Annotated in this window: 16 protein-coding genes; 9 read left to right on the top strand and 7 right to left on the bottom strand. The window is 53.7% G+C overall.

Annotated features, from left to right (window positions below; all coding sequences use genetic code 11):
- The first annotated feature begins 13 nt into the window (after window positions 1–13).
- The 5 genes from ABX962_RS02210 (at window position 14) to ABX962_RS02190 (ending at window position 5,097) form a co-directional block, all read left to right on the top strand.
- On the top strand, window positions 14–1,675 hold the full coding sequence (locus ABX962_RS02210) for an ABC1 kinase family protein (RefSeq protein ID WP_372716199.1): 1,662 nt from the start codon (window positions 14–16) through the stop codon (window positions 1,673–1,675).
- A gap of 90 nt (window positions 1,676–1,765) precedes the next feature.
- A complete protein-coding gene (locus ABX962_RS02205; RefSeq protein ID WP_372716197.1) occupies window positions 1,766–2,863 on the top strand; it encodes an endonuclease/exonuclease/phosphatase family protein in 1,098 nt (365 codons plus the stop codon).
- A 134-nt stretch (window positions 2,864–2,997) separates the two neighbouring features.
- Window positions 2,998–3,876, top strand: coding sequence for a DUF1206 domain-containing protein (locus ABX962_RS02200; RefSeq protein WP_372716195.1), 879 nt, complete (start codon window positions 2,998–3,000; stop codon window positions 3,874–3,876).
- A 92-nt stretch (window positions 3,877–3,968) separates the two neighbouring features.
- Window positions 3,969–4,148, top strand: coding sequence for a YqaE/Pmp3 family membrane protein (locus ABX962_RS02195; RefSeq protein ID WP_339939855.1), 180 nt, complete (start codon window positions 3,969–3,971; stop codon window positions 4,146–4,148).
- A gap of 232 nt (window positions 4,149–4,380) precedes the next feature.
- Window positions 4,381–5,097, top strand: a complete 717-nt coding sequence (locus ABX962_RS02190; RefSeq protein WP_372716193.1) for a phosphatidylcholine/phosphatidylserine synthase — start codon at window positions 4,381–4,383, stop codon at window positions 5,095–5,097.
- A 127-nt stretch (window positions 5,098–5,224) separates the two neighbouring features.
- Here ABX962_RS02190 and ABX962_RS02185 read toward each other — a convergent pair whose 3' ends face one another.
- The 3 genes from ABX962_RS02185 to ABX962_RS02175 form a co-directional block, all read right to left on the bottom strand.
- Window positions 5,225–7,309, bottom strand: a complete 2,085-nt coding sequence (locus ABX962_RS02185) for a catalase (RefSeq protein WP_372716192.1) — start codon at window positions 7,307–7,309, stop codon at window positions 5,225–5,227.
- Window positions 7,310–7,447: 138 nt separating this feature from the next.
- On the bottom strand, window positions 7,448–8,473 hold the full coding sequence (locus tag ABX962_RS02180) for a YheT family hydrolase (RefSeq protein WP_372716190.1): 1,026 nt from the start codon (window positions 8,471–8,473) through the stop codon (window positions 7,448–7,450).
- A 5-nt stretch (window positions 8,474–8,478) separates the two neighbouring features.
- Window positions 8,479–8,826 carry a DUF4235 domain-containing protein gene (locus ABX962_RS02175; protein WP_372716188.1) on the bottom strand — a complete coding sequence of 116 codons (348 nt, stop codon included), beginning with the start codon at window positions 8,824–8,826 and terminating at the stop codon, window positions 8,479–8,481.
- A 497-nt stretch (window positions 8,827–9,323) separates the two neighbouring features.
- On the opposite strand from ABX962_RS02175, the gene ABX962_RS02170 reads away from it, so the two are divergent.
- Window positions 9,324–10,511, top strand: coding sequence for an App1 family protein (locus tag ABX962_RS02170; protein WP_372716186.1), 1,188 nt, complete (start codon window positions 9,324–9,326; stop codon window positions 10,509–10,511).
- Between the two features lie 105 nt (window positions 10,512–10,616).
- Here the strand turns inward: ABX962_RS02170 and ABX962_RS02165 are convergent, their stop codons facing one another.
- The gene (locus ABX962_RS02165; RefSeq protein ID WP_372716184.1) at window positions 10,617–11,540 is read right to left on the bottom strand and encodes a YihY/virulence factor BrkB family protein; all 924 of its coding nucleotides are present in this window, start codon (window positions 11,538–11,540) and stop codon (window positions 10,617–10,619) included.
- A 221-nt stretch (window positions 11,541–11,761) separates the two neighbouring features.
- Between ABX962_RS02165 and ABX962_RS02160 the strand changes: the two genes are divergently transcribed.
- The gene (locus ABX962_RS02160; RefSeq protein ID WP_372716182.1) at window positions 11,762–13,021 is read left to right on the top strand and encodes an AI-2E family transporter; all 1,260 of its coding nucleotides are present in this window, start codon (window positions 11,762–11,764) and stop codon (window positions 13,019–13,021) included.
- 24 nt (window positions 13,022–13,045) lie between these two features.
- On the opposite strand, the gene ABX962_RS02155 is transcribed toward ABX962_RS02160, so the two are convergent.
- Together ABX962_RS02155 and ABX962_RS02150 are read right to left on the bottom strand one after the other, a co-directional pair.
- Window positions 13,046–13,519: a nucleoside deaminase gene (locus ABX962_RS02155; RefSeq protein WP_372716180.1), complete on the bottom strand. Its 474-nt coding sequence runs from the start codon at window positions 13,517–13,519 to the stop codon at window positions 13,046–13,048.
- A gap of 148 nt (window positions 13,520–13,667) precedes the next feature.
- Window positions 13,668–14,852, bottom strand: a complete 1,185-nt coding sequence (locus tag ABX962_RS02150; RefSeq protein ID WP_372716178.1) for a substrate-binding domain-containing protein — start codon at window positions 14,850–14,852, stop codon at window positions 13,668–13,670.
- 480 nt (window positions 14,853–15,332) lie between these two features.
- On the opposite strand from ABX962_RS02150, the gene ABX962_RS02145 reads away from it, so the two are divergent.
- The gene (locus tag ABX962_RS02145; RefSeq protein ID WP_372716176.1) at window positions 15,333–15,503 is read left to right on the top strand and encodes a hypothetical protein; all 171 of its coding nucleotides are present in this window, start codon (window positions 15,333–15,335) and stop codon (window positions 15,501–15,503) included.
- Between the two features lie 78 nt (window positions 15,504–15,581).
- Here ABX962_RS02145 and ABX962_RS02140 read toward each other — a convergent pair whose 3' ends face one another.
- Window positions 15,582–16,310: a hypothetical protein gene (locus ABX962_RS02140; protein ID WP_372716175.1), complete on the bottom strand. Its 729-nt coding sequence runs from the start codon at window positions 16,308–16,310 to the stop codon at window positions 15,582–15,584.
- 309 nt (window positions 16,311–16,619) lie between these two features.
- On the opposite strand from ABX962_RS02140, the gene ABX962_RS02135 reads away from it, so the two are divergent.
- Window positions 16,620–17,670 (top strand): arylsulfatase (locus ABX962_RS02135; protein ID WP_372716228.1); only part of this gene is annotated, 1,051 nt, incomplete at its 3' end.

Raw genomic sequence — 17,670 nt, 5'->3', positions numbered from 1 at the left:
AAACGAGTTTCCCATGATTCCACTGCAAACCAAATATCTGCGACGCTACAAAGACATCGCGTTGCTATTGCACAAGTACGGCCATGGCGACCTGCTGAAATCGACGGGGATCAATTTGGAGGCCGACGACCGTGATGGTCTCGTCCGTAGCGACACGGCAACGCCCGACGAATTGGCGAGTGATCTCGAACGACTCGGTCCGGCCTTCATCAAGCTCGGCCAGCTACTTTCGACACGAGGCGACTTTTTGCCTGAGCCTTATCTCGAGGCGCTTTCGCGACTGCAGGATGACAACGAGGCGGTACCGTGGCGGGACGTTCGTGAATTATTAGCAAGTGAATTTCAAACGGATCCAAACAAGATTTTTGCGAAAATCGACGAGTGTCCCGCAGCCACTGCATCGCTGGGACAAGTCCATCACGCGACACTTCGCGACGGCCGAGAGGTGATTGTCAAAGTCCAGCGACCTGATTTGCAGCCCGATCTTGACGATGATCTGCGGGCGCTTGAAGAATTGGCGGCTTTGCTGCACTCATCGACGGAGTTTGGTGAAAGGTATCAGCTGGTTAACTTGGTTGCGACGCTCAAGAAGTCGATCCTCAGCGAACTGGATTACCGGCGAGAAGCGGGAAATGCGATGCGATTGAAGAACTCGCTCGCTGACTTTCGTTCGATCGCGATTCCTGAACCTGTGATGGATCTTTGTCGCCAGCGCGTGCTTGTGATGGAGCGGGTTTCGGGAGTCAAAATCACTGACGTTAGCCCTGTGGTGCTGTTGGAGCTCGACGGACACCAGCTTGCAGACGAAATTTTCGCGGCTTACTTGCATCAGATTCTCGTGGATGGCCATTTCCACGCCGATCCGCACCCCGGCAATTTATGGCTGACGCAAGACCGCCGGATTGCGTTACTTGATTTCGGGTTGGTCGTTCATGTGGCTCCGGCGATGCAGCGTGATTTGCTGAAGTTACTCTTAGCGGTCGGGAACGGCGACGCTCAAACCGCCGCCCAGATCGCTCATCACATCGGTGAAAAGTCGACGCGATATGATCGAGATCGACTGCAACGCCGTATCGCGGAAGTCTTTTCGGTTGGTCATGGCGCAGCGATCGAGGAGCTGAACGCGGGCCGCATGATCATGGATGTGCAAGGGGCGGCCTGTGACGCGGGAATTATTCTACCGAACGAAGTCACGATGCTCGGTAAAACGTTGATGAACCTTGACAAAGTCGTCAAGCTGCTTGACCCCAAGTTCAATCCGACTCAAGCGATTCGCGACCACGCAAACCATGTGGTGGGCCAACATGGGTCACAGCGACTGTCGCTAAACGATGCTTATCAAGCGATCATCGAATCTGCTGATTTGATTCAGAATTTGCCGTCGCGAATGAACGAGATTAGTCGGCGTATTGCCGAAAGCGACTTTCGTGTGCAAGTCGATTCGCTTGATGAGGACAAAATCATCACGGGGATGCAAAAAATAGCGAATCGGATCACCGCGGGCTTGGTAATCGCCGCCTTGATTCTGGCAGCGTCCAGGATGATGTCGATGCAGACAGGTTGGATGGTGTTCGGATATCCGGCGTTTGCTTCACTCTTTTTGCTGCTTTCCGTCATCCTTGGTGGCACGCTGTTATGGCAGATCCTTGTCCACGACCAGTGTAAAAATGGTTGACGGTGAATTCCAGCGATCTCGTTTGAAAGTTCCGTCGCTCGGAACAGGATTCGCTCCAGCAGACTTTGGCGACATCCCGAGGCCTTTCCTATGATCACCACCATTATCAGTACCCTATGCATCATCGTCATGGCTGCGCTCGTGGCTGGTTCCCTGCTGAACTTGAGTAACCATCCTCATTGGTTTGTTCGCGGCTGGGATTTTCCTCGCACTCAGATCGTGGGTCTTAGCTTCGTCATCACGGTTGCCTATTTCATCAGCCATGCGATATTTGCGAAACCGATTGGCACGATCACCGACGTTGTGATGGTGACGCTCTTCGTTTTTTTGATGATCTGGCATGGGATCCGCATTTTCCCTTACACCCGAATCGCCCCACGCCAGTCGCTGTCGACTGAGCACATCAACGATGATCGCTCGATCCGCATCGTGGTCTCGAATCTGTTGCAGGAAAATCAGCAGCACGAAGGGTGGTTGAGCACAATCCGCGATGTCGATCCCGATGTCATTGTGGCGTTAGAGGTAAATCAACGCTGGGCGGACGCACTTGAATCCTTGTCGACAACCTATCCGCACGTGATCGCGTGTCCGCAAGAGAACTGCTATGGCATGATTCTGGCCTCCCGCTTTGTGATCGAGTCTTCTGAAATCCGCAATTTGGTACAGTCGGACATACCTTCGATTGACGCCGTCATTCGAATCAAATCGGGCGAGTTGATTCGGGTTGTGGGTGTTCATCCGCGACCGCCGGAACCGGTGCGGGATCAAGATTCCGTTCCACGTGATGCGGAGTTGTTGCTGCATGCCGAAGCGTTGCGTGAGGAGACGCTGCCAGTGATCGTCGGTGGCGATCTGAACGATGTCGCGTGGTCAAGAACGACGCGATTGTTCCTGCAGATCAGCAATCTATTGGACCCTCGCCGCGGTCGTGGTTTCTTCAATACTTTTCATGCTCAACATGTTTGGTTCCGCTTTCCGCTGGATCACATATTCCACTCGCGACACTTTACCGTGCGAGCAATTCAGCGTCTGCGTGAGGTGGGATCGGACCATTTTCCGATTCTGATCCAACTGCAACTCGAACCCGAGAAGAAACACGAACAGCCCGCAATGGCCGATACGCAGGAGGATCACGAAGAGGCGGAAGAATTGATTCATCGGGCGAGCGAATCGGGCGCTAACGCTTAGCCGGTCACGGTCCTGTGATTGTTGGATTTTATTGCGACGGCACACTGATTGCGTCTAGCAAATACGGCACCTCGACAATCTCGGAGGCCGCAGAAATCGAGTCCACTTATCCACCGAATCACGGAACCATTGTTATGGCAACCTCCACTTCCACCTTGGCGGCTTCTCCGCATGACACTTTGACATGGCGAGGTTTCAAAACCGCGTCACTTCCCGACGTGCCTCATTGGGTCGAGTTGCTTGGTCGTGCTGGTTACATTGCAAAAGGCGTTGTCTATTTTGTCGTCGGCTATCTTGCGTTTCAATTGGCGATCGGCGCAGGGGGACAAATCTCAGGCGCACGAGGGGCGATTCGGGAAATTGGACAACAGCCCTTCGGACGCGTTCTGCTTGGCTTGATTGCGATTGGTTTGTTTGGTTACACCGCATGGCGATTGGTGCAAGCTGGAAAAGACACCGAAGGCGATGGTACGGATGCAAAAGGGATCGTGAAACGGATTGGTTATGTGATCAGCGGGTTGAGCTATGTATTGCTCGGCTTTTTCGCCGCATCGTTGGCACTCGGAATCGCGACAAGCTCGGGCCAATCCGATGCACATCAAAGTTTTTTGCTCGGCTCACTTTGGGGGCGGGCAATCTTAGGCGTCGTCGGGGCAGTCGTCGTCGGAGCGGGAATTGCGTTTGGCTATAAAGCCTATAAGGCAAAGTTTATGGAAAAATACGATCTCGCTGCGATGAGTGAGAAAATGCGGTCCGTCGCTCTTTATTCGGGACGTGTTGGGTTGGCAACGCGTGGTGTCGCTTTCCTTCTAATTGGCGGCTTTCTGCTCAACTCGGCCGTTCAGGGAGCAAGTAGCGAGGACGTGACCGGGCTTGCCGACGCGTTGGCAGTCATAGCGGCTCAGTCCTACGGCAAGGTCTTGTTGGCTATGACCGGCTTTGGGCTGATGTGTTACGCGGTGCACTCCATCATGCGAGGATGGTTTCGCGTATTTAATGTGTCCAAAGTTTAATCGTGGCACACGATTCGCGTTCCTGATGAGGTAACCACGTGAAGCAACACGCTTGACGTCTTTTCGAATCTACTTTAACCCGGAGAACAACGATGGCCACCACCGCCGTTAACGAAAACAAAGTACTTAAAATCATTCTTGCCTTTTTGTTGCCACCTCTCGCTGTGTTCATGCACTCGGGATTGGGAACGCAGTTCTGGCTCAATTTGGTGCTCACCATCGTGGGCTTCTGGATCATTGGTATCATCCACGCTTTGATCGTCGTCATGTAAAGTGCGGATGGTTATCGATTACAACAAAACGCACCCAGCGATCTGGCGACGGACCTCGCAATGAAGAACGAGAGTGGTGGGGGCAGCGGACGGACTTTCGTGATCACAGCGTTGAACAAAATTAGTTTTCAGCACTGCGATTCATGAGGGTTAGTTCGCTGCTCTTTTTATTGCTGCTGTTATTGATCAGTCCGCTCCAGAAACAATGCCCAGGCACGAATCGATTTCCTTCATGCAACACGAAAATGGTTTGACGCGTCGTGCTGCCGCTTATGGAGTGCATTTTTTTACCGCATCCGGGATCATTCCAGCCGCACTTGCCGTTCGCGAAATCGGCTCGCCCCATTGCGATCCCCGCATTGTGTTTCTGTGGTTATTATTGGCGACGCTGATCGATGCGTTCGATGGACCATTGGCTCGGAAATACAATGTCAAGCGATTTGCCCCCAATATTGACGGGCGGACGATTGACGATTTAATCGACTATTTAACTTTCGCCTTTATCCCCTTGCTGCTTATCTGGCGAATGGAATGGTTGCCGCTCGGTACCGGATGGACGGTGATGTTGGCGATGGCCGCCAGTCTGCTCGGTTTCGCCCACGTGCATGCCAAAGATGAACAGCGAGGTTTCTTTCGTGGGTTTCCATCGTACTGGAATGCGTTTGCGTTGTACGCTGGTGTTTTCAGTTCGCTGTACAGTCCGTGGTTGACCGCGATCACGATGTGGGGCTTGACCGTTTTGACGGTGATGCCCGTCTGGGTGATCTATCCCAACTTGGCACCCCAGCGGTGGCGAATTTGGATTTTGGGCGGTGCGGCGTTATGGACGCTCACGTTGATCGCGATTCTGTGGCAGTACCCGCGTCCCTCTTCGGAACTGCTAATCCTCTCGCTTACCTATCCTGCATTTTACACCTACGTATCCTGGCATTGTCGCAGGTATGGGTAGCTTAAGCGAAACTCGCTAAGAGTTTCGGGGGATCATGAGCCAATCGAACCAAGGTCTTGATGCCTTCCGCCACACCTAAAAGACTCGATTTGGAAACGCGGGCATCCGTGCCACGCCTCGCTTCAGATTACATCGGACGCACTTTGGGCTCGCGAATCCAGACACGATACTGTTTTGCTTGCTCGACAAATTTGTCGAGCTTTGCATTGCTGACGTTGACGATGCCGTCGTCGGCATCGAGTGCAACGGATGCCTTTGCGAACAACTCTGTCGCTGCCTCGGTGTACCCGATCACCTTCAAATGGGCAAACGCGTTACGGATCCAGTCCACCGCGTCGGCTTGCTGAGCCAATGAATCAGCTTTCTCCTTTGCCGGCGCGACGATGATGCAGTCAAACAGCACCGAAGGGGCACCGGCCAAAAAATGCTCGGGCGTCACCTTTTCACCCTTACTCGTTTCAATCTCGCCCACGGTCGGAGCGACAATCGACAACATCGCCCCTTCGGCGTGAGCCGTCTCGCGGATCTCTTTGAGTAGGTTGTCATCGGCTCCCGTCGTGAGTAGCAATCCAATCTTTTTCCCCGACAATGATTTTGGCGCCGCAGCGGATTGTGATAACGGTTTCGATGGCGCAGGATCGCCAACGGGCCCTCGAGGTTTGATTGCATCGCCCTGGCCTTTCATGCCAAGTGCGGTTGCCACTTGTTCCGCCAACTTTTTGTCAATGTTTTTCAGATGTCCCAGCATTCGCGTGCGGATTTTGATTTCATCACATTTGCCGAGTTCAAAAGCAAAACCGCCCACGATATGTCGTTGTTCGGGTTCCGTCATCGATTTCCAGAACAATCGAGCTTGCGTGTAATAATCCGCGAAACTCTCTGGACGGATACGCAACTTTTTGCCTGACTCTTCCGCTGCAAATGAAGTGAATCCGTTCTTGGGATCTTCGCGTGGTTGCCCATCGTCGAGTGAGTTTGGCTCGTTCGCAACTCGCCCCGTTGGCACTTCGGTTTGCATGTGCCCGTCACGTTGGAAATTAGCGAATGGACACTTCGGCTTGTTGACCGGGATCTGGTGAAAATTGGGGCTTCCCAGTCGCGAAAGTTGCGTGTCGAGATACGAGAACAAGCGGCCTTGCAGCAGCGGATCGTTGCTGAAATCGATCCCCGGAACGACATGCGAAGGACAAAAAGCCACCTGTTCGGTCTCCGCGAAAAAGTTGTCGACATTGCGATTGAGCACCATCTTTCCGAGCGGCGTTAACGGCACCAGTTCTTCGGGAATCAATTTTGTGGGGTCGAGCACATCAAAGTCAAACTCGGCGGCCTGCGCTTCACTAAACGCTTGGACCGAGAGTTCCCACTCAGGAAAATCGTTGGCCGCAATCGCGTTCCATAAATCACGACGGTGGAAATCGGGATCCGCGCCGCCGATCTTCACCGCCTCGTCCCAAATCAACGAGAACGTGCCGAGTTTAGGACGCCAATGAAATTTGACGAACTTCGATTCGCCCTTTTTGTTGATCATTCGAAAGGTATGAACGCCGAATCCTTCCATCATACGGAAGGAACGAGGAATGGCGCGGTCGGACATGATCCACATCAACATGTGCATCGATTCGGAATTGAGCGAGACAAAATCCCAAAAAGTGTTGTGAGCGGATTGAGCCTGCGGGAAATCACGATCCGGCTCAGGTTTGACACTATGAACGAGATCGGGAAACTTGATTGCGTCTTGGATAAAGAAAACGGGGATGTTGTTGCCAACAAGATCATAGTTGCCTTGGTCGGTATAGAACTTGACCGAGAATCCTCGCACGTCACGTGCGGTATCGAACGAACCGGCACGACCGGCGACGGTCGAGAAGCGACAGAATACAGGCGTCTGCACCGATGGATCCTGCAGAAAACCGGCCTTCGTCAGACTCGCGTGCGATTTGTAGGCTTGGAAATAGCCGTGCGCAGCATAGCCGCGGGCGTGGACCACCCGCTCCGGAATTCGCTCGTGATCAAAGTGCGTGATCTTTTCACGCATGATATGGTCTTCGAGTAGCTGCGGTCCGCGTTCACCCACGGTCAAAGTGTTCTGGTCGTCGGCGATGACGAGGCCTTGATTTGTTGTCAAGCGAACACCATCGCCCGAGACAGTTTGATGCGGCTCGCCGCCGTGTCCCACATTGGTTTTGCCGCTAGATTGTGTTTGTTTTGCCATGATTACAGGGATCTTTCTTGAGGTTAGGAAAGTGGAGCGGATGGAGACGATCGATGTCCGATTTTGGATGACAGCGAGAATCTCTGCTGTCGGATTCCGCACGTACCGAGCAAACGCTGTCCAAGCAAACGCTGTTCCTCAATCGAGCATCGCATCGAAGAATCGGGTCGTGGCACGCTCGTGCCATCGTTTCCCTTGACGATCCAGAAATCCGGTATGGCCCCCCGAGACTGCTAACGCCGGATACAGCGGTCCCTCGGTACTCCAGTCGCGATCGGTAAAGACCGTTTCATCCACCACCGGATCATCCGCTGCATGAAATAGCAGGGTGGGAGTCTTTATTTTGTCGAGAACATAGATTGCCGAATTCTCTCGATAAAACTCCTTCGCACCGTCATAGCCGAGGTGCTTTGCAGTGAACCGATCATCTAGCTCCCAAACCGACGATGCGTTTTGGATGGCATTGCGTTCATCGTCCGTTAATTCGGCGGATTCGCGAAGCAATTCGTCACGCTGTTTTTTCAGTAGATAGCGATCGAAGATGCGGTTCAGTCCCGATTGCAAATTGATCGAGGTTGTCTCCATATCCAGCGGTGCCGAGACGACGGCAGCGGCACGGAAGGTACAGTTGCCTTCGGTTTCGGCAAGATACCGCAACAAAACATTTGCACCCAATGAGAACGCGACCGCTGCAAGCCCGTTGCGAGTCCACGCGGTTCGCTGTTCATGCAAGTAATTGACCAACAGGGAAATGTCGTCGGTGTAGCCTGGGTGATGAAAGCGGATACAATTTCGCGCCGAACTGCCGGCCCCGCGGTTGTTCCACAGCACGACCGGATAACCGGCGGCGAGTAGTCGCTCGGCCATCGAACGCATGTACCCGCTTTGCGCATGCCCCCCCATCCCGTGAAAAACGATCACGGTCGGTTTCTTCGTCTCGCGGGCCACCGGCAAATAGAAACCGCTAAGCACGTCGGGTGGCGTCTGGTCGCCGGGGACATCAAAGGCGACGCAGCCCTCGTAGCGATCGACGTCCAGATCGGGACGGAGCGATTTGATGGAAAGCGTTTGTAGCCAACCGCCGCGACACCAGCGGTGAGGCTCGAAGGGGTCGAGCCACTCGAAATTGCTAATCGCGAACTTGTCCGGTGGGCGCTGTGACACCGTCGTTAAGACCTCCAACTGCGATACGCGCCGCTGCTGGCACGTCGCGAGGCGATTCGGGCGAGGCCAACGACCGCACCGGATGCCGCCCCCCATAGCAGCGCGTCTCGCCATGCCACTTCGCGTGAGGTTGGGTTTTTAGGGGGATCACGGTCCAACGTCGTTTGCCAAGCCGCCTCGAGCAGATTGCGTGCGACGAACGTGGCACCGATCGCTGCGACAAAAGCGATTGCAGATTCAGTGCGGCCAATGCCTGGGTTGCGCCCGTCGGGTTGATCGCGGCCGGTATACTCGTCGACTCGATTACGCAAATCATCGTAACGGTCATGAATTGATTCCATAGTGCTAGACATAACGTCTCTCTCGTTTAAGGTAATGTTTTGAAAATGCCACTTCCAAGTTATTGCCACCCAAAAACGCGATCGCTTCCAGGCATGAGCCCAAGGCCCCGTGGTTGCATTCCCCGTGGTTGCATTCACTGTGAAGTGCTGTGAATTTCTGTTAGTGCACTGTCCTCGACTCTAGACGTCGCAATCAACGTGCCACGATTGGCAGGGACAACCAATCGCGGTCGCTCGTCAACCTGAGAACTTGATAATGGCAGCCAAGCCGCCAACGATGGTTCACCCAGAATGGTCGCTAGTCGCTCAGTCTGATTGATTTCGGTTCAGGTGACTGTGATTCACGGTCAACACGATTCACGGCGTCGGAAGTGATTGCACTTCACCCCCGGTTTTTCGAACAAACATCGATCAAAGACGACTTTGTCCGCAAGAAGGGGGAACATCTTTTGCTTTGTCACGCTGTTATTTCCAAGGCTTCCGAGCTTTCCGCAACAGGTTAAAGCACAATGGCTGGCGACTCCGGCGACAATGAATCACCGAATCGGCGAGATGTTTTTAAAACTTGGCTGACGCAGACCGCTTCGTCTGCCGATGACGTGATGGACTCGGGAATTCGGCGGCTGCGAAAGCGGCTGGGACGCAGTGGCGTGCCGAAAATCCAGCCTTACATTGGTTATGCAAGTGGTGATGCGATACGGTTACACGGCCGCGTGCTGACCAACCCGCCGCTCGATCCCGACTTTGAAAGTGACAGGTGGTGGCATAACTTCTCCAATGCCATTGGTCGATTCGCTAGCGATGAAGTGCCCAACGTGCAGATCAAGGCTACGGCAGGCGGCAGTGCGGGTAGCAGCGTGAGCGACAATGAAGGCTACTTCCATTTTGATCTGTCGCGTGAAACGGGAGACGGCGACCAGCTTTTCTGGTCCCCCGCGTTGCTGCAGATTGCTGACGAGCGGGGATCGCCGACGCAATCAAGCACGACCACGTGTGATGTTATGTATGTGCCCGATCATGCAAAGTTTGGCATCATCAGCGATATCGATGATACGATTTTGCATACCGGGGCGATCGATATCGCGACGATGGCCAAGCTTACCTTTCTAGGCAACGCGCGTACGCGAGCTCCCTTATGTGGTGTGGCAAAGTTGTATGAGGTGTTGCAGCACGATGGAAACACGCAAAGTGATCCGCTGAATCCCATCTTCTACGTCTCCAGCTCGCCATGGAATCTGCACGATTTGCTTGAAGACTTCCTTGAACTCAACGCAATCCCCAAAGGACCCATTTTATTGCGGGATTTGGGGTTCGATGAAAACAAGTTTTTGAAAGAAGGGCACGAGCACAAGTTGGTCAAAACGCGACGTTTGTTACAACAGTTTGACTCGCTGCCGTTTGTGCTCTTTGGAGACTCTGGCCAACAGGACGCGAGGCTCTATGCAACCGCAGCCAAGGAATTTGGATCGCGGATCAAAGCCATCTTTATCCGGGACATCGATCCAGGTCTTGCTAGTTTCCATGACGATCGAGTCAGCGTTTACTTGCGTGAAGCGGATGAGGCGGGTGTCCCGATGTACATCGTAAACGACAGTATCGATGTCGCCCGAATCGCAATCGAGCACCGCTTGATTCCCGATTCGGCGATGGCGGAGGTGGTCGCTGCGACCCAGCGGGATCGGCAGCGAAAAGCATAGATTCTGCTGCCTTGGCGAGTTTTTTGTGCTTACGCCCTAAGACTTCGATCGGCAAGATCGGACTGCAGGGGCGATTGGCAAGATCGACCGGCAGTCTAGGAGCCGCTAGTTCGCTGCGGTTCCAGGGCGTTCAATCTTCTCGACCACGCGGACCGCTTTGGGTTCCGGACGGATGCCTTCGCCGTAACGAACTGCATAGACCTGGGTCGCTTCGGCACCGAGCAACACGATCATGGCACTGTAGTAGACCCATACCAACAGGACCGCCAACGAGGCTGCGGCTGCGCCAAGCTGGGCACCAGGTTCGCTATACGAAAAGTAGATTTGCATGACAAAACGCCCGAGCAAAAACAATGCCGTGGTGATGATTGCCCCGACCAACACGTCACGCCACTTGACCACCGCGTCGGGCATGAATTTGAAAATGGCGGCGAAGATCACCAACACCACGAGGGCTTGAACCGCGAAATTGACCACCGAAGCTACGATTCCCGACATGCCTAACATGCCCCCGAGTTGGTCGCCGATCCCGGCAAGTACCGACGATACGACAAGCGAAACGAGCAGAATGAATCCGAGCCCCAAGATCATCCCGAACGACATGATACGTTTCATCACCATGTCCATGATTCCGGTGTTTTTGGGGTCCGGTTTTACCTCCCAAACCTGATTCAGTGCGGCCTGCAGTGCCGCAACCACGCCGGTGGCACCAACGACAATCCCGGCGAAACTGAGCAGCGTTTTCCACCACTTTCCTCGCGACTGTTCGTGATTTTCGATGATTGTCGATATTTGTTCACTCGCCGCTTGGTTCCCCATCATCTGTGCGGCCTGGGATGTCAGCAAGCCTTGAGCCTTCTGCTCTGCTTGCTCGCTGTCGTACATCACGGACATGCCAAAGGTTAGCACCGTCATTAGCAAATAGAGCAGCGGTGGCAGGGCAAACGCGGTGTAATACGCCAATGCCGCCGCAAGCGTGCTGCAATTGTCCTCTGAAAATTCGGAAAATGTTTGTTTCAAGAAGTTCATAATACGGAAGCCCCGTGTGCGTGCGATTCTGGTTAACGAAACATCAATCGACGCAAATCGCGCGCCACAGCGGTATGTCATTTGCATCCATCGGTGTTGCCCGCCGAGCTGGGTGCATCTCGTTCACCGTGGTGGATCGATGACCGATGGGCTGCCGACTTTTCTAGTAACGCGACCGCCAGCGTCACGTGGTCGTATTAAACTTTGGGGATTCATTGACAATGGACGATACGCTCAGAAGCGACAAAAGCCACACGTCCGTTGCACCGGAGCGTCGTCGCGTTAATCGCCCCGATCCAGCTAACACGGTCGATCACGTCGCATCCTCACCGCGGTCGGCTGGCCGCGTGTTTGGAGAGTCGGTTTCTGATCAGAAGCTTTTGCTCGCCTTGGTCGGGCTGATTGCGGTGACTTTGGTCTGCGGGACATTGTTTGTCGCCAGCAGTTTGTTTGTGCCCATTGTTATTGCGACGCTAGCTTATCTTTCGTTGCGACCCATTGCCGCTCGTATGTGCCATTGGGGATTATCGCAGACCGTCGCCAGCGGGTTGCTCATTCTAGGCATCTTCGTGACTTTGGGGATTGTCGCCGGTATGTTGTATTCGCCGGCGCAAACGTGGATCGCATCGACGCCGGAAAGTATCAGTAACATCAAGGCAAATTTTGCCGCGATCGAAGAGCCGTTGACGGTGTTGGATCGAGCCGAAGAGGAACTCGACAAAGCGGCGCCTACTGCGAAGCAGGAGCCGACAGTGGAGGTTTCGGTAAAGAAGCCGCGAATTCTTGACCGTAGCGTGCTGATCAACAAAACAGGACGCTTCCTGGCCTTCATTGCCGCCGTCGCTGTGCTCACCTTCTTTATGCTGTCGTCCGGTGACGATCTTCTCAATCGGGTGCTCAATGTAATGCCCGACGAGCATAGCCGTCACGAACTATTGAACAAGATTGGCGATATTCAAGAGTCCGTTGGCAAGTATCTCGCTCAGATCACCTTTATCAATGTAGGGCTCGGTATCGTCGTGTCGCTTGTGATGTCGGCGATTGGGATGCCGACTCCGGTGTTATGGGGAGTTTTGGCAACACTGTTCAACTTTATCCCGTATGTTGGTGCATTGGCGGCGACTGCATTTGTCTTCATGGCTGCGGCGAGCACGTTCGATTCCTTGCTCCGCCCCGTGTTAACCGCGGCCGCTTTCTGGTCAATCACCGCGATTGAAGGTCAGTTCATCACGCCCGCCATTTTGGGGAAAACATTGCGGGTTGGCCCCGTCATTGTCTTGGTCGCGGTGGCGTTTTGGGGGTTCCTGTGGGGCATTCCGGGAATCTTCGTGGCAGTGCCTCTGTTGATTGTACAGCGAAAAATCTTCGCAAGCTTTCAGCTCACGTTTCCGTTGGCGGCGGTGTTGGGCGAGGATGCATGCCGGGTAGGACAAGAATGTGATCCTATCAAAGAAGACCAACCAATCGCGGAAACAGCGTGATCCAATGCAACTCCCCGCGATGAATCACGGCTTGGGATTCTGCAGCAACAACTGCGAACATTGGTCCGCTAAGATGTCACCCTGAATGACTGCACTGGGATTGGCTGCGGCGAAGAACGACTGGCAACCGAGTCCTAAAGTACCGTAGCCGGCTTGTTTAACCACGCCGGCGGGGGCGCCGTATACGATCTGCGGTATTTGTGTCATTCCCGCGGTCGCGGCACACATTGGGCATGGCTCCGCCGAGCTGATCAGCACGCAGTCCTGGAGCGTCGTTCGCTGAAGTTGCTCGCACGCACGATCAATCGCACAAACCTCAGCGTGCCGTGAAGGATGCCCCGTTCGTTTGACCTGGTTAAATTCACACGTGATGGGCTCGCCTTGCAGCGTATAGATCGCTGCTGCGAAGGGGTTCTGACCCGCTCGGACTCCTTCCCATCCTTTGGCTAGAACGGCACTCATCCACTCAGTCAATTCCGCTTCGGTCGGTTCGTTCATTCGAAGGCTCGTGTTTTTTCGGTGCGTTGCTGCTGGTGCAATCGTCACGCGAACGGCGGCTGGCAATCGGGACCATTAGAAAATGGGACGATTAGAAAATAGGACAATGAGATGCCGTGTGCATGAATCATGCCGATTGACGATCGGATTACCGCAGTCGGGTTTCCAATCGGAATTGCAGCGGCGTCATCCCTGTTTGACGTCTGAACATTGTTGCCATATAGGCGGCGGTACCGAACCCTGTCGCCTGCGCGATGCTGGCAACGGGTAAATCGGTCGAAGCAAGCAGTTCTTTGACACGGGCGACACGAAGTCGGTGTATTTCGGCGAGCGGAGGGTGTCCGAACGCGTCTCGGAATTTGACTTGCAAGCTGCGGACACTCATCGGTACCGATGCTGCGACCTTGGCCACTGTCAGCTCCGTGAAGACATTTTCACGAAGAAACCGAACCGCCTTGGACAATTCGGGGTCTTTGATTGCCAAAATGTCGGTGGATTGACGCGTCACAATCTCAATCGGCGCGATTCTGTCCTCCGTCCCACTATCGCTGCCGCCGCTGATGAGGTTTGCAAGTCGCTCGGCGGCGCGATATCCCATCTGCTTTGACGGGTTCAGCACCGCAGACATCGGAGGCACGGTTGTTTGTGCGATTAATGCGTCCTCCGCGCCTGCCAACACGGCGACGTCATCGGGAACCTGGATGTTCATGCACCAACATGCGTCCAATAATTGACAAGATGCGGATGTTCCCCAAGCAAACACCGCGATTGGCTTCTCTAGCTGTTGCAACCAACTTTCGATTCTTGCACGCTGCTTGCGCCACTTTTCGCTTCCCATCGATTCGTGGATGTAGTGGAATCGTTCCAGCGTCGCTACGTCCGCTCCGATCTGATCCTGAAACGCATCGGCGTGTTTCTCGATGTACGAGTAGTGCAAAGGGCCAACGTAGGCAAATCGTTGAAAACCGCGAGCTTTGAAATGTTCCGAAGCGAGCTTTGCTGTGGCGTCGTAGTCGATCGCGACTCGAGGAAACGAATAGCCCTCGAGTTCAATTCCCGAGATGTTGATGACGGGAACGTGACGCGATTGTAAGTCGGCGGCGATCTTTGGGTTTGAGACACGAGCGATCATCCCGTCCCCTTTCCATTGGCTTGGTAGCTGCAACATGTTGTCGCGGCCGCGTGGTTCGACTTGCAGCTGCCACGGGCCATGGTGCTGAGCGTAGCTCGTGATCCCCCGAATCAAATCACGCCCCCATTCGGTCGAAGTGTCCACCAAAACCGCGACACGCGGCATCTTACCGGCTTGTAATGTGGGCTTTGTCTTTGACAAACGGCTTTCTCCATTCTGTTTTTTTGCGGACGGTGCAGCGACAAATTCAATCAGTTATGTCTTGGCATCCACAACTATCAAAGTGCCTACAAACAACGACAACATCAACTATGCGGCGTGGGTTACCGAATTGCCAACGTCACGCTGTCCAAGTGACCCTGGGACTGGTTTGCCGGCGTTTGGCCGAACCAATTATGCTGCCTGTTTGGGTGATTCCGGACGGCAACTGCATAACCGGCCACGCAATAATGCATTACTAGCGAGAACGAACCCCTCCAAACACTGACGTGCTGCGAATCGTGGGGATCGCTGGGCACACCTGCTACGCGTGAAACGTTTGATTCCGAATTTTAGATCATTGCTTGATTGATTTTAGCAACGAGGTCCTGAAGTGATTTCGCTTCAGGACCTTCTTTTTCATCTCCCTTGCTCTCCTAACTTGATTTTTCACAACTCCGCTGTTTGATTATGGAGACTCGAATGACTCGTGAATTATGTCGGGTGGTCAGTTTGTTTACATGGGGTTGCATGACGGGATGTGGCGAGACAGGCCCCACCAACGCGATGGATAATGCCGATGAACAAGCCATCGCCGATTCCAAGGCCGAGCTTGAACGAGAGCAAGCAATGTTGGAAGCCGACGAAGAGTAAGCACGCTCGCGCCGCAACGATCACGCGTGCTGCACGCCAACGGATTGGAAGACGGTGCGACTTTTAGGGTGCGACTTTTTAGGGTGCGTTGTAGATCTTCACATCGTCGACGACGACGTTTCGGGGGATCGAAAGTCGCAGCATCCGTTTGGTCGGATGGGCGATCCCAGGCGATGCAAACGAGCCTACCTCGCTGCCATCAATCGAGACGGTTAGCGTATCACCGTTGATTTTGGCAAGCACGGTGTACCATTTTCCCGTTTCCAATTTGTGTGGGAAGCGTTTGGTCTTTGTTTTCAGCTCCGCTTGTTGCTCGGCAGAAATGGTTTTGTTCTGTCGTGCCTCGCGGGTTTTGAGGTCCATCACGCCAGTCTTAAGATCGGTGATCTCGGTTTGCTTGACGCCGATCGTGACTTTAAACAAATGACCCGCCCATACCTTCTTGTACTGCAGGTCAGCAAAGTTCAGCCCCAACGTGTCTTTCTCGTGCTCAAGCATGAATTTCATCTGCACCGCACCGTTCTGGAATTCTACAGGGTGCGTCACTGAAACAGCATGGTCGGCATCTTTGTGAATGTAGATGTACATCGCACCGTCACGAAGATCGACTTGTTTATTTCCCCCCGCGCGTGACTTGCTGTTGGTGCCCCAACCGTTGCCCACTTCGTCGGCTTGTTCTTGTGATTCATTCCGTTCAAAGTCATCCGAAAAGATAAGCTTACCGAGGTCGGCCGCATTGGTTGGTAACGAAAACAGCGTTGTCGAAAATGCAAGTGTAAGTGCGGCGCAAAAGAGTGTTTTGGTCATAGGTAGGTCGAGGCGGGTTTGCGTTAGGTGTAGGTCAGGGGATCGTGGCAGGTCATTTCGTGCCTGCAGCGGCGAACGTCGCGGGGACGTTTGTCATCGCATCATTGTCCCACGCCGCTGTTTCGTGATCAATGGTTGACACGTTGTGAAATACAAACTCATTCCGATTTCGACTACACTAACCGGTCCCTCGATTGATCGAATCGTTTTCTCCTTTTCCCCCCTCAACCCACTGACTTTTCCAAAAGGGAATCCATGAGATACGCAGCTCTTTTGTTTGCGACCATCTTCGTTGTGCATGGTGCCGCAATGGCAGAGAAACCGAACGTGCTGATCCTGTACGCCGATGATCTTGGATATGGAGATCTCCGTTGCAACAACCCTGATTCCAAGATACCCACACCCAATCTGTCGCAATTAGCAAACGAAGGGATGCGATTTACCGACGGGCATTCCTCGTCGGGAATTTGTACTCCGAGCCGCTATGCCCTGTTAACGGGGCGTCACCATTGGCGTGATTTTCACGGAATTGTCAACGCGTTTGGTAGTTCGGTCTTCGCCCCCGAACGACTGACCCTTGCTGAAATGTTGCAGCAAGTCGGTTATGACACCGCTGCGATCGGAAAATGGCATTTGGGCTGGGACTGGGATGCGATTCGTAAACCGAATGCGGTGAGCGAGAAGCAAGGACGCAACAAAGTTTGGGGGCCCGAGGACTTTGATTGGGACAAACCGATTCCCGATGGACCGCTGGCTCACGGGTTTGATGCTTATTTTGGTGACACCGTGATCAATTTTCCGCCTTATTGTTGGATCGAGGATGATCACGTTGTCAAAGCTCCCGATACGATGATGGACACATCGAAGTGGAAGCCGATCAAAGAGGGCAACTGGGAATGCCGCCCAGGGCCGATGGCTTCGGATTGGGATCCTTACCAAAACATTCCGACGATCACACAGCGTGGCGTCGACTTCTTGAAATCACGCAAGCAGAGCGACAAGCCATTTTTTTTGTACTTTGCGTTTCCATCGCCACATGCTCCAATCATTCCCAATGATCCGTTTGATGGAAAATCGGGCGCGGGTCCGTACGGAGATTTTGTTTACGAAACCGACGACGCCATCGGACGGTTGTTGACCGCTCTGGATGAATCGGGCCAAGCAGACAGCACGCTAGTCATCTTCACCGCCGACAACGGCCCCGAGAAATATGCTTACGCACGTGACCAAAAATTCGATCATTGGTCGAGCAAGCCGTTTCGGGGGCTGAAGCGAGACCTTTACGAAGGTGGTCATCATGTTCCGATGCTGATCCGGTGGCCCGGCACAATTGAGCCCGGATCGACCAATACATCGCTGG

Origin of the sequence: Novipirellula sp., from assembly GCF_041583735.1 — a bacterium.
GTDB lineage: Bacteria > Planctomycetota > Planctomycetia > Pirellulales > Pirellulaceae > Novipirellula.
The sequence above is the reverse complement of the archived record's forward strand: the minus strand, read 5'-3'. Positions and strand labels throughout refer to the sequence as shown.